The following is a 24,924-nucleotide window of genomic DNA, read 5'->3' as shown; positions in this document are numbered from 1 at the left end:
TAGTCACCTAATTTAATTATGTGAACTAGTTATGAACACTTATTTAAAGAATTAAATTCAGCCTTTTTTGAACGATTATTCTTCCTTTTAATTATAGGATAGGCGTATCTTTGTGACGGCATACCGGTTCTGCTTGTATGCCGTTGCTAATTTTTATAAACTATTTACCATGAAGAAACATTTCATTACCGGACTGCTTGCGACTTTTGCCATTGCCGCAAGCGCACAGTCCTTCACTGAATGGCAAAACCCTGAAGTGAATGCCGTGAACCGTGCTCCGATGCACACCAACTATTTTGCCTATGAGTCGGCAGATGCTGCGGCTCGTGGAGCAAAAGAACATTCTTCCAATTACATGACTCTGAACGGTATCTGGAAATTCTTCTGGGTGAAGAATGCCGATGCCCGTCCCACGGATTTCTGGAAAGTGGGGTTCAACGACAAGGGATGGAGCGATATGGCCGTTCCCGGTATGTGGGAACTGAACGGTTTCGGCGACCCTATCTACGTGAATACCGGATATGCCTGGCGCAATCAGTTCAAGAACAATCCACCGCAGGTGCCAACGGAGAATAACAATGTAGGTTCCTACCGTCGTGAGATTGTAATACCTGCCGACTGGAAGAGTAAGGACATCATGGCTCATTTCGGTTCCGTGACTTCCAATATGTATTTGTGGGTAAACGGCAAGTACGTAGGTTATAGTGAGGACAGCAAACTGGAGGCTGAATTCAACCTGACACCCTACTTGAAGCCGGGACAAAAGAATCTGATAGCCTTTCAGGTATTCCGCTGGTGTGACGGGACGTATCTGGAAGACCAGGACTTCTTCCGTTATAGCGGTGTAGGGCGCGATTGCTACTTGTATGCCCGTGACAAGAAGCGCATTCAGGACATCCGTGTCACTCCCGATTTGGATACTGCTTATAAGAACGGTTCCCTGAAAGTACAGCTTGATGTGAAGGGTGGCGGCAATATCAGTCTTGAACTGCTGGACGCTGCCGGAAAACAGGTGGCTACAGCTGTCGCCAAAGGTAACGCTACTGCCTTGATAAATGTGGAGAATCCTCATAAGTGGACGGCGGAAACGCCCTACTTGTATACCCTACGTGCCACTTTGCAAGGCAGCAGTGAGGTGATTCCCGTAAAGGTGGGCTTCCGAAAGATAGAGCTGAAAGGAAGTCAGATACTTGTCAACGGCCAGCCCGTTCTCTTCAAGGGAGCCAACCGCCACGAGATGGATCCGGACGGTGGTTACGTCATTTCTCGCGAACGCATGATTCAGGATATTCAGGTGATGAAGCAGTTCAACCTGAATGCCGTGCGCACCTGCCACTATCCCGACAATAATCTCTGGTACGACCTCTGCGACCAATATGGTATTTACGTAGTGGCCGAAGCCAATATCGAATCCCACGGAATGGGTTATGGGGAAGAGACACTTGCCAAACGTGAGGACTATAGGAAAGCACATATGGAGCGTAACCAGCGCAATGTGCAGCGTAGCTTCAATCATCCCAGCATCATTTTCTGGTCTTTGGGCAACGAAGCCGGCTATGGCGCTAATTTCGAAGCTGCCTACGATTGGATAAAGGCTGAAGACCCGAGCCGTGCCGTACAATATGAACAAGCCGGTAAAACAGGCAAGACAGACATCTATTGCCCGATGTATTATGGCTATGACGGATGTAAGAAATACAGTGAGGATGATTCTATGACAAAGCCCCTGATTCAGTGCGAATATGCTCATGCGATGGGAAACTCGCAAGGAGGTTTTAAAGAATATTGGGATTTGGTGCGTAAATATTCCAAATTCCAAGGTGGCTTTATTTGGGATTTTGTTGATCAGTCTGTACGTTGGACAGGAAAAAACGGTAAGATGATTTATGCCTACGGCGGTGACTTTAACCGTTTTGATGCCAGCGACGGTAACTTCTGCGATAACGGTCTTATCAGCCCCGACCGTGTGCCCAATCCCCACATGTATGAGGTAGGCCGTATCTATCAGGACATCTGGACTACTCCGGCCGACTTGAAGAACGGCGAAATCAATGTGTTCAATGAATACTTCTTCCGTGATCTTTCTGCCTATTATATGGAGTGGGAGGTACTGAAAGGCGGTAAGGTGATACGGACCGGTCGTGTGGATAATCTGAATGTAGCTCCCCAACAGACAGCCAAAATCAAGTTGGACTTGGGCAAGACTTGCCAATGCACCGAGTGGTTGCTGAATGTTTCCTATAAGCTGAAGAACCGTGAAGGATTGCTTTCCGCCGGACATGTAGTGGCAAAAGACCAGTTGACGCTCAATCCTTACCAAGCTCCTTCCATGGAATTGAAGAACTGCGAACAGAGCAATATCGAGATGACGGCTCCCCAAGTACAGGATAACGATTGGAACTACCTCATCGTCTCCGGTGATGCTTTCCGTGTAGAAATCAACAAGCACAACGGTTATCTGACTAAGTACGAAGTGAATGGCCGGGATATGATTAAAGACGGCGAGGCTTTAAAACCAAACTTCTGGCGTGCGCCTGTTGACAACGACTACGGTGCCAATCTGCAACGCAAATATATCGCTTGGAAGAATCCGGAAATCAAACTGACCTCTTTCAAACAGCGCACGGAGAACAATCAGGTGATTGTAGAATCTGCTTACGACATGCCGGGTGTTTCAGCTAAGCTGAACCTTGTTTATGTCATCAACAATGCCGGTGCCGTCAAGGTGACCCAGAAGCTGACTGCCGACAAGAATGCCAAAGTATCGAACATGTTCCGTTTCGGTCTGCAGATGCCTATGCCGCGCAGCTTTGAAACCGTTGAATACTATGGACGCGGTCCGGTTGAAAACTATATTGACCGTAATCATTGCGCCGACTTAGGCATTTATCGCCAAAGTGTGGCCGAGCAGTTCTATCCCTACATCCGTCCGCAGGAAAACGGAACAAAGACCGATATTCGTTGGTGGAAGATGTTGGATCAGTCTGGTAATGGCATCAAGATTGTGGCAGCCGCTCCCTTCTCCGCATCTGCCTTGCACTATACCATCGAGTCTTTAGATGAAGGCTGGAGCAAAGAGCAAGGACACTCGCAAGAGGTGGATGAAGCTGATTTGACTAATCTCTGTATCGACAAGGTGCAAGCCGGTCTGGGTTGCGAAGACAGTTGGGGACGTATAGCCCGTCCGGAATACCTGGTGCCATACGCTGATTATGAGTTTACGTTCATCCTTTTTCCCGTATGCCATAGTATCGGAATAGAATAATATTTCTTCTCAGTGTATTACATACTGAGAAACAGATTTTATAACACTGAAGCGGTCGCCTTTCCGATGGGGGAGGGTGACCGCTTTGTGTTGATGTTTTGCTTGCTTCTGTATATTTCTTTGTTTTATTGTTTCTGATTTCGGCAAATGCAATCCGTCAGATGGTCGTTGATAAACCCCGAAGCTTGCAGATGGGCATAGCAAATGGTAGAGCCGAAGAACTTGAATCCCCGTTTTTTCATGTCTTTGCTCATGGCATCTGATTCGGGAGATGATACCGGAATCTCACTCAATGACTGAAAATGATTGATAATGGGGTTCCGGTCGGGGAAGAAGGATAGCGTATAGTTGTAAAAGCTGCCGAATTCTTTCTGTATGACAAGAAACTGCTTTGCATTGGTGATGGTCGACTTGATTTTCAGACGGTTTTTCACGATGCCGTCAAAGTGCATCAGCCGTTCCACGTCTTCGTCGGTCATTTGCGCCACTTGCGCGGCATCGAAATTGCAAAAGGCTTTGCGGTAGCCTTCCCGCTTTTTGAGGATGGTTATCCAGCTCAGTCCCGCCTGGGCACTTTCCAATACAAGAAACTCGAATAGTGTCTTGTCGTCTGTTACCGTTTTTCCCCACTCTTCATCGTGGTATTTCACATACAGCTCGTCGGTTCCGCACCAGCCGCAACGTCCGTTTATAATGTCTTGCATAAGCGTTATTTTTGTAATGAGGTGCTAAGGTAGTGCTTTCATTCCGAATAAACAAATCTATCTATTCTAAATGGATAGATTTGTTTATTCAGAATGGAATGTTTATATTTGTATCTGAATATAAATGACATAGCCCTATGATAAGCAAATCGGATATAGTAGAAGCCATACGTGTGCAACGTGAACGGTTGAGGAAATTTCAAAGTTTCCGACGTGACCTATTGTTGTCTTTACCTCCCTTGGTAGCAGACTATGCACTGATTATATCTGGTATTCGCCGTTGTGGTAAGAGTACATTGCTGGCACAATTATCGGTGGATAGATACAAGCCGGAAGAGGTGCTCTCCTTGAATTTTGATACCCCTTTACTGTATGGATTTGAATTCAGTGATTTCCGTATAGTGGATGAAGTTATTAAGGAACATGAAGGGTGTATCGCTCTTCTTTTTGACGAAATACAGATTGTTGATGGTTGGGAGGTGTATATTCGGGGCAAGTTGGATGAAGGGTTTTATGTGGGAATCACCGGCTCCAATGCTTCGATGTTGAGTCGTGAATTGGGCACGAAGTTGACAGGAAGACATATTACGAAAGAACTGTTCCCTTTTTCGTATGCTGAATATTGCGGTTTTACGGGTAAGACTATCGGTGACAGTTCCTTGTACGACTATCTGCATCGGGGTGGCTTCCCTCAATACTTGCAACTGGATGATCAGGATGTTCTGACGGATTTAGTCAATGATATAGTATATCGTGATATTGCCGTGAGATATAATATACGTGATGACCACTCTTTGAAAAGTCTCTTGGCCTATTTGATGGGGAATGTGGGCAATCTGGTGTCTGCTACAAAACTGAAACAGATACTGGGAATGAAAAGTACTTCTACTGTGTCTGATTATTTCTCTTATTTCGAACAGACTTACTTGATAAACTTTGTTCCGAAATTTTCATATTCATATAAAGCGCAACTGTTGAACCCGAAGAAAGTGTATTGTGTGGACAATGGTGTTGTATTTGTCACCTCTTCATCTTTCACCCGTGATGAGGGGCGGAGGCTGGAGAACATGGTTTTTGCGGAATTGCGTCGCCGTTATTCTGAGATATTCTATTATAATGAGAACCGGAAGGAATGCGACTTTATAGTTGTACGCAATTCTGTGCCCCAGCTTGCCATCCAGGTATGCTATGCCTTGACCGCAGAAAACCGGAAAAGGGAAGTAGATGGCTTACTGGATGCCTTGTCTTTCTTCAAGATGGGGCATGGACTGATACTCACTTATAACCAACATGACAAATTTTCCGTAGGAGATAAAACGATAGAAGCATTGCCGGTGTCTGAATATTTTAAAGACTAATCTTCTTGTCTCTTGCACTCCACCACATGATACAGCGTGCCGAACCGTGTTCTGCGGGACGGCACTTCATGTTTCTGCAGTATCCTTCCGAATACATTCACTCTCTTGGTGGACAGCGGGATGGCGCTGTACCGGCGCAGGCGGTTCAGTATTTCGGCAGACGACAGCCATTCTCCCTCCTCGTCATTTCCGGCAACGCGGAAATAGTGGTAGAACAGTTGCTCTTCGGGCGGTATCTGTTCGAAATCGTGGTTGTTTTCCGTCATAATCCGTTCGTCCGACTGGTCGAACCAATAGCGTTCGCCGTGGTCCAGTTCGTGCATGGCCTGGGCATAAAGCTGGTTGTAGTCTATCGGGCGGTTGGTGTCTATTGCTTCCGTCACTTCTATGCAGATGAACCGGCGACTGCCGCTGGGGTCGGTCAGCAAGTCCTTCTGGTTGCTGGTGGCGATGAACGAGGCATATCGGCGCATCTCGAGCACGGCATTGGCGTATGGCTTGCGCACGTTGACCACCGGCTTCTGGAGGATATGTTTCAGGAATCCTTGCTGGGTGCTGCTTATCTGGTCGAATTCATCGATGTTGATGAGCGCAAAACGGTTGAGGTAAAGTTCGGCGTCGCGCTTGCGCGAGAAGTCGATGCTGTCCGTATAATAGGCACGCAGCTCGGGCGGGACGATGCTTCGGCAAAAGGTGCTTTTGCGGGTGCCTTGTGCACCTACCAATAAGGGGGAGACGCTGTTGGCATATTTCTTGTCGGTATTGCCGCGCCAGTGTGCCACCATGTTGAGAAACCAGCGGTGGAACAGTTCGGCCCAGTACGGGTTGTTGCAGGGTACTGTCCGGGCGAGTGCCAGGATACGGTCTTTCCCGTCCCAGTGCGGAAGGTCGTACAGATAATCTTCCAGCGGATTGAATACCGGGATGCGGTTGGAGTAGATGTACCGGCTGATGTCTCTGTCCCACAAGGGAATGCCTTCCGACTGTGCATCCAGTGCAATGCTGTTCAGCGTGCGCTTGTCGATGGGGGAGAAGCGGAAACGGAACGAGTGGCGTTCACGGTATTCCACTTCGCCCACCTGGGTATTGTAGCGGAAGTCGTAGCGGCGTTTCATGAACTCGTCCGTCTGTATGGCAAGTCTTTGCTCTTTGCTGAGGCTGCTTTGGGTATTGAAGCCTTTGTTCTCTTGGTAAACGCTTCTTACAATCTGCCGGATGACAGTCTCTTTTTGGCGCAGATAATAATGGAAATAGGTACGCTTCACGGTCTCTTCTTCGGGGATGCCCGAACGGAAACAGTTCTCGGCAAGGCGTACGGTCAGGGAGTGCAGGCTGTTGTCGGCACCGGCACCCGTCGCTTCGGCGAAAGTCTTCTGCAAGGCGGCTTCAAACAGCATGATGATGGCTTCTTCGGCTTCATATCCCGGCACGGCGCGCGTCAGGGGTGACTTCTCGTCTTGCAGGGCTTCCCGATAGGTGGTTTCGTCGGGCATGGAGACGGGCTGTGCAAGATAGAACTGTATGGAGTCCGGGCGGTACATGGCTTCGGGGTCGAAGGAGAGGCGGGAGTACTGTTCCAGCTTGGGCTCTTTCAGCAGAATGTCGAAAGGCAGTTGGGGCTGGTAGCATTTCACGGCAAGGCGGTAGGCATGGGCGTGGAATACTTCGGCTTCTTCCCGTTTGCCCGGCAGCGAATTGTTCGGACGGGTGAAGGTAGTCCAAATCTTTACAGTCCGTCCGCTGGAACCGGTGAATACGAGCCGCGTCTGGGGCTGTTCCCAGGCAAGACGTTTCACAAGGGCTATTTCGGACTTGCCGGAAAGCGGGCCTACGGTCAGTTCCACGATGCCGTTGTAGGTTTTCATCTGGCAGACACCGTTCGTCTTGCGGAATTCGGCTGCCGGGAGTACTTTGGGCAGTCGGTCTGCCTCGTTGCAGCGCTTGCCGGGCAAGCAGTATCGCAGTTGCTGGCGGAAAGTGGATACGGGCTGGGTTTTGGTCTCCGTTTTGATTTTCTGTAGGAAGGTGTCCAAGTCTGTCGTGCTCAGTGTCAGATTCCCGTCTTTTTCTCTCAGTTGGGTGATTTTCATTTCTATTTTTTGTTTTGTCACATGCAGGCAAAATGGTTTGCTTACAGTGTACTAAGGTACGACAATTAGGCTCTTTTTGCAAGTGATTCCATGCTTTTTTAGGTCGATTCCAGCGTTTTTCTGTGGAAAATCTGATGTTTTGAGTCGAAAAAGCTGGTGATTTGGGATGCTTTGTGCAGACTTCCACGCTGGTTTTGCTTGTCGGAACAATAGTTTCCGGCTATTGAAACAAAAGGTTTTACTTGTTGAAACCAATGGTTTTCCTAAGGGAAACTCTCAGTTTCTCTTGTTGAAACTTTTGTTTTAGAAGGTTAAAACCAATAGTATTTGCTTAAGAAACTAAAAGTTTCATACTGAGAACTAGGTATATAGCACTATTCTGTGGTGAATGAAGTAAGTATCGGATACTGCTTTTGTTATGGCGTGATGGATGGTTGTGAAGATTTTTATCTATCACGGGTATCTTTCACGCTTTAATCGGTTTATAATCAAAAGGATATCCCCCTCTGCGTGATAGCATGACAGATGTTTTTCAAAAATAAACTTTGTAAGAGCTGAGCTGTCCGGATGCTTCAATCGTTGTAGCTGTATTCTTCGCTGTATCTCTCGAATTTCGGTTCTTCGGCAATTCCGTATTGTTTGAAAACCTGACGGATATATGCTTGTGCCTTTGGAAACAAGCCTTGTTCCTGGCGGTAAAAGCGATAATAGGTGGTCTTGCCAAAGTGTCCTACAAGCTGGTTCCTCATCGGGGCTGCACATTTGTGGGGTACATTGTCCAGCAGATGCCGGATGCCCCATGCTACTCGGTACTTTTGGGCTTTCCGAAAATAAGGGCAGTCGGTGGTATCGGCAGGGATACGGTTCGGGTTGATGATACTTAAGGTGGGATATTGCGAGGTACAATTGATAGCGGCCAGATGGTGCAGGCATTCTTCCTTATGGATGCACTGGCTGTGGAAGCAATGCGCAAAGCCATAAGGCACAGACTGGTAGTCGAATTTATTTTTCATATGTTGTTTGCTTGTCTACGGTTAGGGTGTAGAACACGGCTGTAAAGGTAAGGAATAAAGTTGTTATAACAAGGCTTTTCTTGAAGGAGTTAGAGGGGGAGCACGGCTCTTTCATTTAAGGGAGTTATCGGGAGTTAGAAGGAGTTATCGCCCTCTAACTCCTTCAAGAAAAGCCTCGTTTGAAGTATTTGCAGACAAAAAAAGAGTATAATTCTTCTTTAAAGTGAGCTGAACTTGCTATATTTGTCATAATTCCTAATATCTGGTATATGAAAAATAGAGTAAGTTTTTTTTGTCTGCATACGTGTCTTCTCCTGTTCAGCTGTTGGACAATGTATCCTGCCTTGGGGCATGCGGCTGATGGGGATGTTATTTCCCGTTTGAAGTTCAAGCAGATTTCTACATTAGACGGATTACCGACGGATGAGGTCCAGAAAATATATCAGGATAAGGAAGGGTTTTTGTGGTTTGCCACCCGGTATGGTTTCTGTAAATACGACGGTTACCAGATTACTGTCTATAAATCGAGCTTGAATACTCCCGGTTTGTTGACCAGTAACAACATTTATTGTTTTGCCGATGACAATGACGGCTTCTTGTGGATTGGTACACAAGAGGGGTTGAACACACTCAATAAGAAAACCGGAGAAATCCGTCAATATACTGCGCCTGCCATTCCCAACAATGCGGTCTCATGCCTGTTGGTCACCCGGGAAAATGAGGTATGGATTGGTACGGATTCTGGCTTATGCCGGTATGTGGCAGAGAAGGACTCCTTCGTGATGTATGACGGCAAGTCCACCGATGGTATATTTCCCGCAGCTTCCATTAAATCGTTGTTCGAGGACTCGGATGGGGATTTGTGGGTCGGTACCTGGTCCAGTGGTCTTTTTCGTTATTCCCGGAAGGAGGATAAATTCTATGCATATCCCAAAATCAATGAACGGAACTCGGCACATGTTATCTATCAGGATTCAAACCGGAAAATGTGGGTCGGTGGCTGGGATTGCGGATTATTTCTCTTGAATCACCCAAAGGATATGGCAAACGTGTCTTATACGCATTATTCGCATAGGATAGGGGATGATGCCAGCTTGTCGGACAATATTGTTTATGATATTGTGGAGGATGTACACACCCATACCTTGTGGATAGGGACCCGGGTGGGGCTGAGCATTATGAAGCAGGAGAATCCCGGTACATTCATTAATTACAAGTCGTTGCATTCGGCATATCATATACCTTGTGATGAAATAAATTCACTGTTGCGCGACCGCTTCAATAATATCTGGCTGGGTTCCATTGGCGGCGGTGTCCTGATGATAGACACGAAACAATCTCCGTTTGCTTTCTATTCTTTGAATCTGGCAGAGGATGACGTGCCTACTACTGCCGTCCGCGCTTTGTTTGCCGATGCAGATAAAGACCTTTGGCTGGGTACCGGAAGTTATGGGCTGGCACGCAAGGATTATGAAACCGGTGTGTTGTCGTTCTTTTCCCATATCCCGGAATTCTCGGATATTCCCAGTGTACCCACGGTCAATTACATTATTCAGCGTAAGAATGGAGAAGTATGGTTCGCTACCTATGACGGTGGTATCTTGATTTATGAGAAAGGAGAGAAAGTGAAGGTGCTGACTGAATCCGACACGCCTTATCTCTATTCGGATTGCGTTTCGGCCTTGTGTGAGGACAGTAAGGGGAATTGTTGGGTAGGCTGTCGCGGCGGTATGGGAATCAGTTTGGCCGATGGAGGGCATTATAGGTTCGGAACACTTTCTTTTGCCGGAGGCGGGTTGGCGGATTGGTATCATGTGAAGGACATTGTGGAGGATGCGGATGGCAGCTTCTGGATTGCGACAGCCAACTATGGAATTATACATATTATGGGGGATGTGCAGCATCCCGAAACGCTGAAATATAGTAACTATAGTTATAACAACGGCCAGCTGGCAACGAACTCGGTGTTGTGTTTGCATGTGGATAAATCGGGAAGGCTATGGGCCGGAACTGAGGGAGGAGGGTTGTATCTATATGATTATAAGGAAAATGTATTTACGGAAAAGAATCAGGAATATCAGCTGTCTGCCGACATGATAGGGTCTATAGAGGAAGACAGGCAAGGGTGTCTATGGATGGGGACTAATATGGGGCTGGTACAGCTTTTTGTACCGATGGACGAGAATTTGGCTACGGTCCGTGTCTATACGACAGCAGACGGTCTGCAGGATAACTTTTTCATATCACAGTCTTCTTGCAGTAGGGAGGGCGAGTTATTCTTTGGAGGAAATAAGGGTTATAACAGTTTCCTTCCTGCATCTCTGGAGAAAGACAATGAAGCTGTGCCTTATCTGATTACGGATATAAAAATCTTCAACCGTTCTTTTGCGGTATTGGAACCGGAGGTCAGAGAACGGATTTCTTCTGTCATGCCTTCGTTTACGCGGAAGTTAGATCTGCCTTACGGATATAATAATTTCAGTATTGAATTCGCATCCCTTACTTATAAGAATCCCGGTTTAAATCGGTATGCTTATCAGCTTGTAGGTTTTGACAAGGATTGGCAATATACGGATGCCAACCGCCGTTTTGCCTATTATAATAATTTGAAGAGCGGTACTTATCGGTTCCGTCTGAAAGCCACCAATGAAAATGGCATTTGGAGTCAGGAAATCCGTGAACTTGAGGTGGTGGTATTGCCACCGTTCTGGGCTACATGGTGGGCTTATATCATTTATGCACTGATAGGGGCAGCTATTGTCTGCTTCATTCTCCGGACAGCAAAGAACAGGATGCAGCTGCGTAATGAGCTGCATCTTCGGGAGATGGAGAAGTCCAAACTGGAAGAACTGAATCATGCCAAATTGCAGTTCTTTACAAATATCACGCATGAACTGCTGACTCCGCTGACCATTATCTCGGCTACCGTCGATGAGTTGAAGATGCGGTTTCCCGGGCATGACGACCTTTATACGGTAATGGGTAGCAATATCAGCAGGCTCATCCGTCTGTTGCAGCAGATTCTTGAATTTCGTAAAGCAGAAACCGGCAATCTGAAGTTGCGTGTCTCTCCAGGAGATGTGGCGGCGTTTGTGAAAAATGAAGCCGAATCTTTCCTGCCGCTTGTCAAAAAGCGCAAGATACATTTCTCCGTACTCTGTAATCCGGAGTCGATTATCGGTTATTTTGATACGGACAAGCTGGACAAGATTCTCTACAACCTGCTTTCCAATGCCGCCAAATATAATAAGGAGGGTGGCTATATACAAGTCACGCTGATGTATGCCGAAGACAGGGACTTCGTCCGGTTGCATGTAAAGGATAATGGCAGTGGCATTTCAAAGGACAAGCAGAAGAGCCTCTTCAAGCGGTTCTACGAGGGGGATTACCGGAAGTTCAACACCATTGGTACGGGCATCGGCCTTTCTTTGGTAAAGGACTTGGTGGAGCTGCATGGAGGAAGCATTGAAGTGGAGAGCGAGGAAGGCCGGGGAACGGAATTCATCGTGACCTTGCCCGTAGACCGCTCTTACTTTAAGGAAGAACAGATTGATGAGGAAGCTGTACTTCCGGTACAGAAAACCGTTACCTATCTTGAAGAGGAGAATGCGGAGAATGTGGTTGCTGAAAAGCCCAAAGCGCATACCATACTGGTGGTGGAGGACAATGAGGAGCTTTTGCAGTTAATGGTCCGGCTGCTGAAACGTGAATACAATGTCCATACGGCCGAAAACGGTCAGGAGGCTGTGACTGTGCTTGACAATGAGGATATTGACCTGATTGTTTCGGACGTGATGATGCCCGTAATGGACGGCATCGAGTTTTGCAGGTATGTGAAGAACAAGTTGGAACTCAGTCATATTCCCGTGATTCTTCTGACAGCCAAGAACAAGGAGGAAGACCGTGCCGAAGCTTATGAAGTGGGGGCGGATGCCTTTATCAGTAAACCGTTCAACCTGGCCGTGCTGCATGCACGCATCCGCAATCTGCTGAAATACAAAGAACGCAAGGCGCATGACTTTAAGAACCAACTGGTGTTCGAAATCAAGGAACTGGACTATACTAGCATTGATGAGGACTTCATGCAGCGTGCCATTGACTGCGTAAACCGCCATCTGGAAGATTCAGACTTCGACCAGCCCCAGTTTGTGGAGGAGATGGGCACCAGCAAGTCCACCCTTTACAAGAAACTGAAATCCCTGACGGGACTGAATACTTCTGCCTTTATCCGTAACATCCGTCTGAAAGCGGCCTGCCGCATTATGGAGGAGAAGGGGAGTTCTGTGCGTGTTTCCGATCTGGCGTATGCCGTCGGTTTTAATGACCCGAAATATTTCAGTTCTTGTTTCAAAAAGGAATTCGGCATGTTGCCGACGGAATATCAGGAACGCTTCATACAGTCATAGATCAAGTCAAATTATGCTTCAATTAGGTCGAATAACTAAAATTCTACCTCGTAGAAGCATTATTGGAGGTCTTCCTATCAGCATTCGCCTACATTTGCCATTGTTTTCACGGTTAAAATGAAGAGTGAAAGTGAAACAATTAATGTTTAATCTTAAAGTTTATACAATGAAAAGACAGAGATTCTTTGAAGGACTCGGGCTGAAAGTGTATGTCACTTTGGCCATTTGTATGGCCCTTCTGTTGAATGTTCAGTTCTTGAACGCACAGAGTTCGACAATCAATGTAAAAGGTGTGGTTAATGATGCGATGGGACCGGTGATTGGCGCCAGTGTAGTGGAGAAAGGGAATGCGACGAATGGAACAATTACCGACATTGACGGTAATTTCTCTTTGAAAGTCCCTTCGGATGCCACTTTGACAATCAGCTTTATCGGTTATAAGACGGTAGAGCTGCCGGTGGCTGGAAAAACATCCTTTACTGTGACTCTGAAAGAAGACAGCGAAATGCTGGACGAGGTGGTAGTGGTAGGTTTCGGCACGCAGAAGAAGGTGAACCTGACAGGTTCTGTGGGGCTGGCTACGGCGAAGGAAATTGAAGCACGTCCGGTAGCGAATGCCACGCAGGCATTGCAGGGCTTGGTACCGGGCTTGCAGATTACGACCAATACCGGTGAACTGGACAAGAATATGTCCATCAATATCCGTGGCAACGGTACCATCGGTGACGGCTCAAGCGGAAGTCCGCTGATTTTGATTGACGGTATGGAAGGTGACATCAATACGGTGAATCCGCAGGACATCGAGAATATTTCTGTATTGAAGGATGCTGCCGCTTCCTCTATTTATGGGTCGCGTGCACCGTTCGGTGTTATCTTGGTGACTACCAAGAAAGGCAAATCGGGCAAGCCGACTATCAACTACAACAACAGCTTCCGCTTCAACAGTCCGGTGAATCTGCCGGAGATGATGGACTCCTATACCTTTGCCAACTACTTCAATGAGGCTGCACGCAACGGTCAGGACAATGCCCAGTTCTCTGATACAGTGATGCAGCAGATGCTTGACTTCCAGGCTGCGGGAGGTACTAATCGTGGCGGTTTGCCTACTGATGGCAATGTATGGGGTAAACCGGCAGGCGACCCGTTTACTACGGCGTATGCCAATACTGACTGGTTTTCCGAAATCTACAAGGGCTCTTCCTTCTCGCAAGAACATAATTTCAGTGTAAGCGGTGGTGGTGACAAGTTCAATTATTATGCTTCATTGGGCTATCTGGATCAGAATGGTTTGCTCCGTCATGGTTCCGATGACTTGAAGCGCTATAATGCTACTGCCAAATTTGGTGCCGAGCTGACCAAATGGTTGAAGTTCAATTACAGCTTGCGTTATGTCCGTCAAGACCTTGGCCGTCCTACCAATTTTGGTGGCGGTTTGTATGAGAGAATCGGCCGTCAGACTTGGCCTAATCTTCCGGTTTATGATGAAAACGGCTATTATTTTAATGGTAATGCCGATACGCCGGCGATGTCACTTGCATTGGGTGGTGAGCGCGATGTGCAGACAGATAAGGTTTATCATCAAGCAAGCTTGGTATTCGAACCCGTGAAGAATTGGATTACCAATGTTGAGTTCAACTATAGTACCAATTCTATAGATACACGTGAAACCGGACTTCCTTACTATAACCACGATGTGAGTGGAAATATTGTGGATACGCAAGGAACCTCAAGTCTCTATCAAGACTACAAGAAAGAGAGCTACATGAACTGGAATATTTACTCCACTTATTCTCTTGCTATCAATGATGATCATAATTTTAAGGTAATGGGTGGTTTTCAGTCCGAAGAAATGCGCCAGAAGTTTTTTAGTGCCAAAGGATATGGTTTGCAGGTGGAAGACCTTCCGGAACTGGACTTGATTTCGAATATTGACGGCGCCGGTAAGGATAAGGTGCCCGAGGTGGGTGGCTATCGTAATGAGTGGGCCACAGCGGGTTTCTTTGGCCGCTTGAACTATGATTATAAAGGTCGTTATCTGGCAGAGGCCAATTTGCGCTATGATGGTACCTCCCGCTTCCGCCGTGGCAATCGTTGGCAGTTGTCTCCCTCCTTCTCTTTGGGTTGGAACATTGCCCAGGAAAACTTCTGGGAAGATTTTGCGGATGTTTGCAATCAGTTGAAGTTCCGTTTCTCTTATGGTGAACTGGGGAATATGAATACAAACGGCTGGTATCCTACTTATCGTGCCATGACATTGAAGCAGGCAAACGGAAGCTGGCTGCAGAATGGACTGAAACCAAACACTGCTTATGTAGGCGACCTTATCAGTACAGCCTTGACTTGGGAGAAAGTGCGTACCTGGAATATCGGTCTTGACTGGGGGCTGTTCAACAACCGTCTGACCGGGTCATTCGATGCTTATATCCGTTATACGGACAATATGGTAGGTCCGTCTGTAGAGTTGCCCGCTACATTGGGTATTGCGACTCCCAAGACCAATAACTGTGACTTGAAGACGAAGGGTTGGGAACTTACCATCGGATGGCAGGACCGCACCAACTTCGGTATGGGCTATGGCATTAAGTTCAATGTTTCTGATGCACGTACTTATATAGACAGATACCCGGGTAACCCGACAAACTCAATCAATACTTATATCGCAGGCCGCGAGATTGGTGAAATCTGGGGCTTTGAAACCGTGGGAATTGCCAAGACAGATGATGAGATGCAGGCGCATCTGAATAAAGTGGGCGGACAAAGTGCCATCGGTTCCGGCGTTTGGACTGCCGGTGACATCATGTATGCCGACCAGGATGGAAAACCGGGCATCACCAAAGGTGCACAGACTTTGGAGGACCACGGTGATTTGAAGGTGATAGGCAACAATACTCCCCGTTATCATTTCGGTCTTGACTTGAATGCCAATTACAAGGGATTTGATGTTCGCCTCTTCTTCCAGGGAGTGATGAAGCGTGACTACTGGCAGGGTTCCAATATCTTCTGGGGCGTTGGCCAATGGGGTATGTGGTGGTCAACCGGTTTGAAGGAACACGAAGATTACTTCCGTGATGAACCCGTCGGGCTGGCCGGTCATGAGATTGCCGCCAATGTCAATTCATACTATGCGCGTCCGAGATTTGACAGTACCCAGAACCAGGAAACCCAAACCCGCTATCTGCAGGATGCGTCTTATATCCGTTTGAAGAACTTCCAGCTTGGCTACACATTGCCTGCTTCCATGATTCGCAAAATCGGTATCACCAACTGCCGCATCTTCGTATCGGGCGAGAATCTGTGGACGGGAACCAAACTGAGCAAGTTGTTCGATCCCGAAACCATCAGCGGTGGTAACACGGACAGCAATGCTTCTGCACCTATCAAGAGTGCCGGTAATGCATACCCGCTTTCAAGAACTTGGTCTTTTGGACTTAGCGTATCACTTTAATCCCATAAATAATGAAGAATATTATGAAATCGAATTATAGATATATTGTAAAAGCGTTCATGGCAATGGCAGTGATTGCCGGAACGACTTCCTGCGATGATTTTCTGGACAGAGAGCCGATGTCAAGCATTTCTCCCGAAACCTATTACTCCACTGCGGCCCAGTTGGAAGCCAATCTGAATGATGAATATCCCAATGTCCTTCCGTCATTCGGCCAGTGGACTTATGGCATCTTCGGTGAAGACAAAGGAACCGATAACCAGATAGAGGTGAATGCCAATGACCGCTATACCCAGGATCGCTGGAAAGTACCTCATAGCGAAAGTGACAATTGGAAGTTCGAACGCATCTATCGTATTAATTTCTTTTTGTCTGAAGCACTTCCCAAATTCGGTGAGGACATGAGCGGTTCACAAAATACAATTTCCGGGAGTGTAGCCACCATCAAGCACTATATCGGAGAAATGTACTTCCTGCGTGCTTACGAGTACTTTAAGAAGCTCCAGTTGTTCGGCGACTTCCCGATTATCAACCAACCGCTTGCCGATGAGATGGAAGCTCTCCGTGAAGCCAGCAAACGTTTTCCGCGTAATGAAGTGGCACGTTTCATCATTTCCGATCTTGACAAGGCTTATGCCTATATGAGTGATGTCGATATGGCGACGACCCGTATCAATAAGGATGTTGCGATGCTGGTTAAGTCACGTGTGGCACTGTTCGAGGCTACTTGGTTGCAGAATTTCAAGGGTACGGCATTCGTACCTGGTGGAGAAGGCTGGCCGGGGGCATCTCTTCACAACAATTATCAGTATCCGAGCGGAAACATTGATAATGAAGTGAAGTACTTCTTGGAACAGGCCGTAGAGGCTTCCAAACTTGTAGCAGATAAATACAAAGGGAGTTTGACGGAGAATACCGGTGTGTTGCAACAATCAGCTGATGACCCGTCAAATCCTTACTTTGATATGTTTGCACAAGAAGACCTTTCGGATGTGAAGGAAGTACTGTTGTGGCGCCAGTATGCCCGCGGACTCTCTACTCATAACATCAATGCCGCTGCCGGACGTGGTAATTACCGTATCGGTCTGACCCGTGGATTCGTACAGAATTTCCTGATGAAGGATGGTACTCCGGTTTATGCTCACGGTTCTTATGCGGATGGTGACGGCTATTATATGGGCGACAAGACGGTTGCTGATGTACGTGTAAACCGTGACCCGCGTCTCAGTATCTTCCTGAAAGAACCGGGACAGAAGAACATCCTTTTTGAAGTTGATAATAATGAAGGTACGGAAGTTGTGATGGAAGAGCCCTATCCGGCCATTACGAGTGGTGACGGTGAGCGTGGCTATGCTACCGGCTATGCATTGCGCAAGGGTGGTTCATTCAACCGTAAGTATTATGCCAATGGCGGTGGTTATACGGCAGCTGTATGTTTCCGTGCGGCTGAGGCTCTGCTGAATTATATGGAAGCAAGTTATCTGCTCAATGGAACGCTGGATGCTACGGCTCGTGAATATTGGACTGTACTTCGTCAACGTGCCGGCATCAGTACTGATTTTGACAAGACTATCGCTGCAACGGACATGAGCAAGGAGGCTGAAAATGATTGGGGAGCCTATACGGGTGGAAGTGTCATCTCTGACAAGACTCTGTATAATATCCGTCGTGAACGTCGTTGCGAGTTCCTGGCTGAAGGTCTTCGCTACATGGACTTGTGCCGTTGGCGTTCTATGGACCAACTGATGACTGCTCCCAGCCATCTGGAAGGTATGCATTTGTGGAATACTCCGATGGAGGACTGGTATCTGGATGATAATGGAAAATCCATTTTGGTTGCTGACGGGACAGACAAGGCTAATGTCTCATCGAAAGACAAGAGTGAGTATCTCCGTCCGTTCGAGAGAAGCAGCAACCAGTCTGCCTATAACGGCTGTACTTGGAAGATGGCACACTATTTGAATCCTATCATGATCAAGCAATTCCAGTTGACAGCCACTTCGGGAGCGGATGTATCGACTTCCATTCTTTACCAGAATCCTTATTGGCCGGTGGTAGCTGACCAGCCGGCTGAGAAATAAAGGCATTTTTTAATAGGTATTTGATTTAGGGGGTAGGATACACTTTCCGGTGAGAAGGCGTCCTGCTCCCTTCTTTATAAATAGAAACAAGACAGAGTATGACTAATTTTAATTTCAAGTTTTTAGGGGCATGGTTGGTTATCGTAGCGTCAATCACCGGCCTACAGGCACAAAATGATTTCACCTTAAAGGGAAAGGACGAAATGGTTCCGGCCGGAGTGTGGAACGATGTAAACGGGGAGTATATTAATGCACACGGTGGTGGTATACTGTTATTTGACAGTAAATATTATTGGTTCGGTGAACACCGTCCGGCAAAGGGATTCTCTACGGAAGTGGGAGTAACTTGCTACTCTTCTACCGATTTATGTAACTGGAGATACGAGGGGGTGGCCTTGTCTGTATCGGAAGAAGCGGGCAATGAAATAGAGAAAGGCTGTATTATGGAACGTCCCAAGGTGATTTACAACAAAAGGACGAAGAAATTTGTCATGTGGTTTCATTTGGAGCTGAAGGGTAAAGGCTATGAGGCTGCCCGTGCGGGAGTGGCTGTCAGTGATTCTCCGACGGGACCTTATCGTTTTGTTTCTTCGAGTCGTGTCTGCCCTGGAATATTTCCGCTGAATATGACGGAGGAAGAACGGGACATGCAGTGGAATATGGAACAGTTTGAAGAATGGTGGACACCCGAGTGGAGAGAGGCTGTAAATAAGGGGTTGTTCGTGAAGCGTGACTTGGAGGGCGGACAGATGTCCCGTGACATGACATTGTATGTTGACGATGATGGGATAGCTTATCATATCTACTCTTCGGAAGAGAATCTGACCTTGCAAATAGCCGAACTGACAGATGACTATCAAGGACATTCCGGAAAATATGTCCGTCTCTTTCCGGGGGGACACAATGAGGCACCGGCTATCTTCAAGAAAGACGGCACTTACTGGATGATAACTTCCGGTTGTACCGGCTGGGCGCCCAATGCGGCGCGTCTGTTCTCGGCTCCTTCCATCTGGGGACCGTGGAAACAGCATCCCAATCCCTGCCAGGGCGAGGGAAGTGAGCGGACTTTCGGCGGTCAAAGCACTTACATTTTGCAGCTTCCCGGCAACCGCTACCTTTTCATGGCCGATATTTGGCGGCCCAAGAGCCTAATGTATTCGGGATATCTCTGGATTCCGGTCCGGTTTGATGAAGAGGGGATGCCTTATCTTACCCTTTCCGGCAAATGCAATCCGTCAGATGGTCGTTGATAAACCCCGAAGCTTGCAGATGGGCATAGCAGATAGTAGAGCCGAAGAACTTGAATCCCCGTTTTTTCATGTCTTTGCTCATGGCATCTGATTCGGGAGATGATACCGGAATCTCACTCAATGACTGAAAATGATTGATAATGGGGTTCCGGTTGGGGAAGAAGGATAGCGTATAGTTGTAAAAGCTGCCGAATTCTTTCTGTATGGCAAGAAACAGCTTTGCATTGGTGATGGTCGACTTGATTTTCAGACGGTTTTTCACGATGCCGTCAAAGTGCATCAGCCGTTCCACGTCTTCGTCGGTCATTTGCGCCACTTGCGTGGCATCGAAATTGCAAAAGGCTTTGCGGTAGCCTTCCCGCTTTTTGAGGATGGTTATCCAGCTCAGTCCCGCCTGGGCACTTTCCAATACAAGAAACTCGAATAGTGTCTTGTCGTCTGTTACCGTTTTTCCCCACTCTTCATCGTGGTATTTCATATACAGCTCGTCGGTTCCGCACCAGCCGCAACGTCCGTTTGTTATGTCTTGCATAAGCGTAATTAATATATGTAATGAAGTGCTAAGATATTGTTTTCATTGCGAACAAACAAATCTATCCATTCAGAATGGACAGTTCTCATATTCTTTCTTACTTTTGCAAAAAGGTAACGGGTCGTTTGAACGCCTGAAAAACAAGAAAATTAATAATAAAGAATGGAAAAGACTTGGAGATGGTTTGGCAAGAAAGACAAGATAACCCTTGCCATGTTGCAACAGATAGGAGTGGAAGGCGTTGTCACTGCCTTGCATGAAGTTCCCAACGGTGAAATATGGACGTTGGAAGCCATTGAAGATTTGAGGGATTATATTGAATCCTTCGGATTGCGCTGGTCTGTAGTAGAAAGTCTGCCGGTGTGCGAGGCTGTCAAATATGCGGGGAGTGAGCGTGACCGATTGATAGAGAACTATAAGATAAGCCTTGCCAATCTCGGCAAGGCAGGCATCCGGACGGTATGCTACAACTTCATGCCGGTGATTGACTGGATTCGCACGGACTTGCAACATCCCTGGGAAGACGGGACATCTTCTCTTTATTTCGACAGAATCCGTTTTGCCTACTTCGACCTGATGATATTGGAACGGGAGAATGCGGAAGCCGATTATTCTCCGGAAGAGCTGGACAAGGTGGCAGAACTGGATAAGGTGATTACGGAGTTTGAAAAGGCAGAGCTGGTAGATACGATTATCGTAAAGACACAAGGATTCGTAAATGGCAACATCAAGGAAGGTGACAAGGAGCCGGTAACCCTGTTCAAGCGTTTGCTGGCGCTATACAAAGGGATAGACCGGGAGGCTCTGCGCGAGAATATGCGTTATTTCTTGTCTGCCATCATGCCGGTATGCGAGGAATATGGGGTGAATATGTGTGTACACCCCGATGACCCTCCTTTTCAGGTATTGGGGTTGCCGCGCATTGTGACAGACGAGGCAGATATTGCCTGGATACTGAGTGCAGTGGACAATCCCCATAATGGCCTGACTTTTTGCGCCGGTTCATTGAGTGCGGGTGAACAGAATGATACCCGTGAACTGGCAAGGAAGTTTGCCAGGCGTACCCACTTTGTGCATTTGCGCAGTACGAAGGCAATACCGGGTGGAAACTTTATCGAAAGTTCCCATCTGGAGGGAAGGGGACACCTCATTGATTTGATTCGTATCTTTGAGAAAGAAAATCCGGGATTGCCGATGCGTGTGGACCACGGTCGCATGATGTTGGGCGACGAGGATAAAGGGTACAATACAGGTTATTCTTTTCATGGCCGTATGCTGGCATTGGCTCAAGTGGAGGGAATGCTGGCTGTGGTAGACGATGAATTGTACGGAAAATCTGTTTGATTGATTTTAAGTTAGGCACGGATTACGCGAAAAATCATGGATATTCTTCATTTATTATCCATGATTTTTCATGTAATCCGTGTCTAAAGAATCTATTAGTGTTGTAAATCCGGCTTAATAGTTGAAAGCCCTGGATTTTACGTAAACCTTGAAGTCTTTGATTCCACCCGGTACCTCGCTTTCCATTCTGGGTAGATATTGTATGCCGGTCAGGGTGCGGGTACTACCCAAGTCAATCACGACAGAATGCGGGTATGGAGTGTCTTTTGTTGTGCTCCAATAGGTTGATTCCTGGAGGTCGAAGATTTTGTCCGCAGAACAGTTGACGTGGGATACGTCTTCGCTGTCGGCATAATTGACAATCCAGGGTTCGCGTGACAGACGTTCCCCATTCTCATCCAGCAGATACATTTCGGCAATGCAAGCCAGGTCTTTTCCATCTTGTGCACTCAAGGCTTCCAGGCAGACATAACGTCCGGTGACGGGTTGGTCGAATTTGCGTTCCTGCCAACCGTTGCCGGGATTGAAGCTGCCGGAGAGGACGGGCTGCTCACCGGACAAGTCGAGATTTTCACCCTCATTGCGGTGCGTCAGCGGTTTGGTGACGAGCAACTGGTCCAGTAATGGCTCGCTCAGTCCTTCGGACTTAACTTCTTTGGGACCGATGATGTCGAAGACAATCACTTCATTCTCACCTTTCTTCAACCAGCATCCCGGGATGTAGAGGGTCTGTTGCGGGCCGATTTCCCAAATGCGTCCCATGGCGTGCCCGTTGACGTAGACAAGTCCCTTGCCCCAAGTCTCGAAGTTTAGGAATGTGTCGCTGGGCTTGTTCACCTTAAAGGTGGCACGGTAGCAACCCGGAATGCGTTGTCCTAACTCATCTTTCAGTGAGCCGATGGGCTGGAACTTCATGTTCTTATAGAAATCGTATGTATCTTCGAGATTATAGACTTCCCAATCCTTCAGGTTGCAGGTGAAAGGACGGCCGTCGATGTCTACGGTAAGTTCTACGCTTTGGGTGATACCCTTGAAGTCCTTGATGGCACGTCCAAAGTTGATGCGGCCCATGGCTTCTACCAGAATGTCGAGGCGTGCACCTTTGGGGCAGGCGGGGAATTCCAGTTGCTTTTCACCGTTGCGGCGGTCCAGTTTGCCGATGTATTTGCCATCCAGGAAAACTTGGGCATAATCGTGCGCATCGTTCACAGTGAGCAGGGACGGGGTTTTCATCTCGGGCAGTGTGGTGCGGTAGAGAATACTTCCGAATCCCTGGTTATATTCCTCCATGGTACGGATATTGCGGTCTTTCTTGGCAGCAGGAAGATTGTCGAACAAAGGAGCCATCTCTGTAAATTGGAAAGACGGAATACGGATGGGCTTGATTAAAGCGGGAACTTTAGCCTGCTTCTCGCCGTTCATGTATTTGGACAATGCTTTTCGCAATTCCCAGTATTTGGGAGTGGTCTGTCCCGATTCGCTGATGGGGGCGTCGTAGTCGTAAGAGGTTACGTCAGGGGCGAATCCGGGTGAGTTGGCTCCTGCCCAGTGTCCCCAGTTGGTCCCTCCGTGGGTCATGTAGAGGCTGAAGGAGATGCCTTTGGACAACATCTCGTCAATGCCGGCAATCATGTCGGCAGCCGGACGGGTTTCGTGGTTGGCTCCCCACTTGTCGAACCAGCCGCTCCAGAATTCGGAGCACATCAGCGGGCTATCAGGACGGAGTTTCTTCAGCGGTGCAAATTGTTGGTCGATGTTGGCTCCTGTACCGAAGTTCATGGTCCATACCAGGTCGTGGAGTCCGTTCTTGGTGAAGTTGGACGCCCAGTCGCATTGGAACAGTGCTACGCCGGGGTAGTTGGCGCGTACGATGTCGCGGATTTGCGATACGTAGCCTTTGTCTTCCCCGTAGGAGCCGTATTCGTTCTCTACTTGTACCATGATGATGGGACCTCCGTTCTGTATGGTCATACCAGCTACCTGCTCGGCAACGGCTTTTTCGAAGATACCTACACGCTCCATAAAGTAGGGGTCGGATTCGCGCAGGCGGATATCTTTTTTCTTGAGTAACCACCAGGGCAGTCCGCCCATTTCCCATTCGGCACAGACATACGGTCCCGGGCGCAGGATGACATACATGTCATTCTGCTGGCATAGGCGGCAGAATTCCGCCAGGTCATTCTGTCCGGTGAAGTCGAACACTCCCGGCTGAGACTCGTGGGAGTTCCAGAATACATAAAGGCAGATGGTGTTCATGCCCAGTGCCTTGCATAGCTTGATGCGTTGGTCCCAATAGGCTTTGGGGATACGTGGATAGTGCAGCTCTGCGGCTTTGATGACAAACGGCTTGCCATTCAATAGGAATGTTCCTTTGCCGGCAGAGAAGTCGCCTTGTTCTTCCCATTGGGTACGCGGGTCCCAGCTGTCGCGCCAGGGTATCGTGATTGTGCCGTCCTTGCCGAATTCAAGCGGGAGCCATACGTAGCGTGAGTCCTCAAGGTTTTTCTTTTTCCAGCGGTCGAACATGGCAATGTAGGCATTTCCTTTTCCGTATACTTGCTGCACGTAAGTGCTTTGTGCATAGAAGGTCTTATCTGCATCAGGACCGGTACACGGATTGCCGATGGTAGTCCATTGCCCCATGATGGAGTCGGCCACAGCCAGTTCGGCAACATTGGGATCCCAGCCGGTACAACCGGAAGAGAGCATATAGTACTTGCCGTTATACTTGAATACGGCGGGTGCTTCGCGGCTTTGCTTCACGAAATTGCGTGTATAGCGACCAGTGGGCTTCAGGTAGTCATCCGTTAGTTCGCTTATATATAAGGTAGCGTTGTTTTCCGACGAGTAGAACTGATATGCCTTGCCGTTATCATCAACGAACACTGTTTGGTCGCGGCTCATCGCACCGTTGGGACGGAAGCTGCCTACATAGGTGAATGTCCCGGTAGGAGAATCGCTGACCGCTACGCCGGCACATGCCTTACTGTAGTCGGCGCTTTCCACATGCGCCCACATGACGAATTTCTTTGTCTTTTCGTTGTAAATCACTTTGGGACGTTCCAACACCTTGCTGGGGTGCAGGTCGTGTTTCTCGTCATCTTTCACGGCAGGAAGTACAATACCCTCGAACTTCCAGTTCAGCAGGTCTTTTGAAGAGTAGCAGCTGACACCGGTTACGTCGGTGCGGTAGCATTCCCACGTAGCCCATTCGGGCAGGATGGTTCCCCCTTTTTTGTATTCGCCATACCAATAGTAGGTCCCTTCGTGGTAAAGAAGGCCGCCGCCATGGGCGTTGATGGGATTGCCGTCGGTGTCTTTCCATACTTCCCCGGGTATGATTGCGGCATTTTTCGTTTGTGCTTTTGTTTTTGCAGATGGCAGGCAGCAAAGGCAGGCCAGCAATGCAAAACTCCAAATAATTTTCCTTTTCATT

The 24,924-nt window shown here is 47.8% G+C and carries 12 protein-coding genes; 7 read left to right on the top strand and 5 right to left on the bottom strand.

The genetic code is table 11. From position 1 onward, the window contains the following. The first annotated feature begins 169 nt into the window (after positions 1–169). The gene (locus tag CSD97_RS06810) at positions 170–3,265 is read left to right on the top strand and encodes a glycoside hydrolase family 2 TIM barrel-domain containing protein (protein ID WP_061411260.1); all 3,096 of its coding nucleotides are present in this window, start codon (positions 170–172) and stop codon (positions 3,263–3,265) included. A gap of 125 nt (positions 3,266–3,390) precedes the next feature. Here CSD97_RS06810 and CSD97_RS06805 read toward each other — a convergent pair whose 3' ends face one another. After that, the gene (locus CSD97_RS06805; RefSeq protein ID WP_005830137.1) at positions 3,391–3,969 is read right to left on the bottom strand and encodes a DNA-3-methyladenine glycosylase I; all 579 of its coding nucleotides are present in this window, start codon (positions 3,967–3,969) and stop codon (positions 3,391–3,393) included. A gap of 137 nt (positions 3,970–4,106) precedes the next feature. Between CSD97_RS06805 and CSD97_RS06800 the strand changes: the two genes are divergently transcribed. Further along, positions 4,107–5,327, top strand: coding sequence for an ATP-binding protein (locus tag CSD97_RS06800; protein ID WP_061411578.1), 1,221 nt, complete (start codon positions 4,107–4,109; stop codon positions 5,325–5,327). Here CSD97_RS06800 and CSD97_RS06795 read toward each other — a convergent pair. Next, complete coding sequence (locus CSD97_RS06795) at positions 5,324–7,417, bottom strand: BT4734/BF3469 family protein (RefSeq protein ID WP_005833260.1); 2,094 nt, start codon at positions 7,415–7,417, stop codon at positions 5,324–5,326. The genes CSD97_RS06800 and CSD97_RS06795 overlap by 4 nt on opposite strands. 572 nt (positions 7,418–7,989) lie before the next feature. After that, positions 7,990–8,430 (bottom strand): DUF6078 family protein, encoded by a 441-nt coding sequence (locus tag CSD97_RS06790; protein ID WP_005833259.1) that lies wholly within the window; start codon positions 8,428–8,430, stop codon positions 7,990–7,992. Between the two features lie 269 nt (positions 8,431–8,699). Between CSD97_RS06790 and CSD97_RS06785 the strand changes: the two genes are divergently transcribed. The 4 genes from CSD97_RS06785 (at position 8,700) to CSD97_RS06770 (ending at position 19,612) form a co-directional block, all read left to right on the top strand. Further along, positions 8,700–12,836, top strand: coding sequence for a hybrid sensor histidine kinase/response regulator transcription factor (locus tag CSD97_RS06785; RefSeq protein ID WP_005833258.1), 4,137 nt, complete (start codon positions 8,700–8,702; stop codon positions 12,834–12,836). 166 nt (positions 12,837–13,002) lie between these two features. Next, positions 13,003–16,281: a TonB-dependent receptor gene (locus tag CSD97_RS06780; protein ID WP_005833257.1), complete on the top strand. Its 3,279-nt coding sequence runs from the start codon at positions 13,003–13,005 to the stop codon at positions 16,279–16,281. 23 nt (positions 16,282–16,304) lie between these two features. After that, positions 16,305–18,362: a RagB/SusD family nutrient uptake outer membrane protein gene (locus tag CSD97_RS06775; RefSeq protein ID WP_005833256.1), complete on the top strand. Its 2,058-nt coding sequence runs from the start codon at positions 16,305–16,307 to the stop codon at positions 18,360–18,362. A gap of 98 nt (positions 18,363–18,460) precedes the next feature. Beyond that, on the top strand, positions 18,461–19,612 hold the full coding sequence (locus tag CSD97_RS06770) for a glycoside hydrolase family 43 protein (protein WP_005833255.1): 1,152 nt from the start codon (positions 18,461–18,463) through the stop codon (positions 19,610–19,612). Here CSD97_RS06770 and CSD97_RS06765 read toward each other — a convergent pair. Then, a complete protein-coding gene (locus CSD97_RS06765) occupies positions 19,572–20,144 on the bottom strand; it encodes a DNA-3-methyladenine glycosylase I (protein ID WP_005837491.1) in 573 nt (190 codons plus the stop codon). The two genes, CSD97_RS06770 and CSD97_RS06765, sit on opposite strands and share 41 nt — an antisense overlap. Positions 20,145–20,306: 162 nt before the next feature. On the opposite strand from CSD97_RS06765, the gene uxuA reads away from it, so the two are divergent. Then, positions 20,307–21,488, top strand: coding sequence for a mannonate dehydratase (uxuA, locus tag CSD97_RS06760; protein ID WP_005833251.1), 1,182 nt, complete (start codon positions 20,307–20,309; stop codon positions 21,486–21,488). 114 nt (positions 21,489–21,602) lie between these two features. Here the strand turns inward: uxuA and CSD97_RS06755 are convergent, their stop codons facing one another. Beyond that, a complete protein-coding gene (locus tag CSD97_RS06755; RefSeq protein ID WP_005833249.1) occupies positions 21,603–24,923 on the bottom strand; it encodes a beta-galactosidase in 3,321 nt (1,106 codons plus the stop codon). Position 24,924: the final 1 nt, after the last annotated feature.

The organism is Bacteroides sp. AR29 (assembly GCF_900217715.1).
GTDB classification, from domain to species: domain Bacteria; phylum Bacteroidota; class Bacteroidia; order Bacteroidales; family Bacteroidaceae; genus Bacteroides; species Bacteroides uniformis.
Note: the sequence above shows the minus strand (reverse complement) of the source record. Positions and strands in the feature narration are given on the sequence as shown.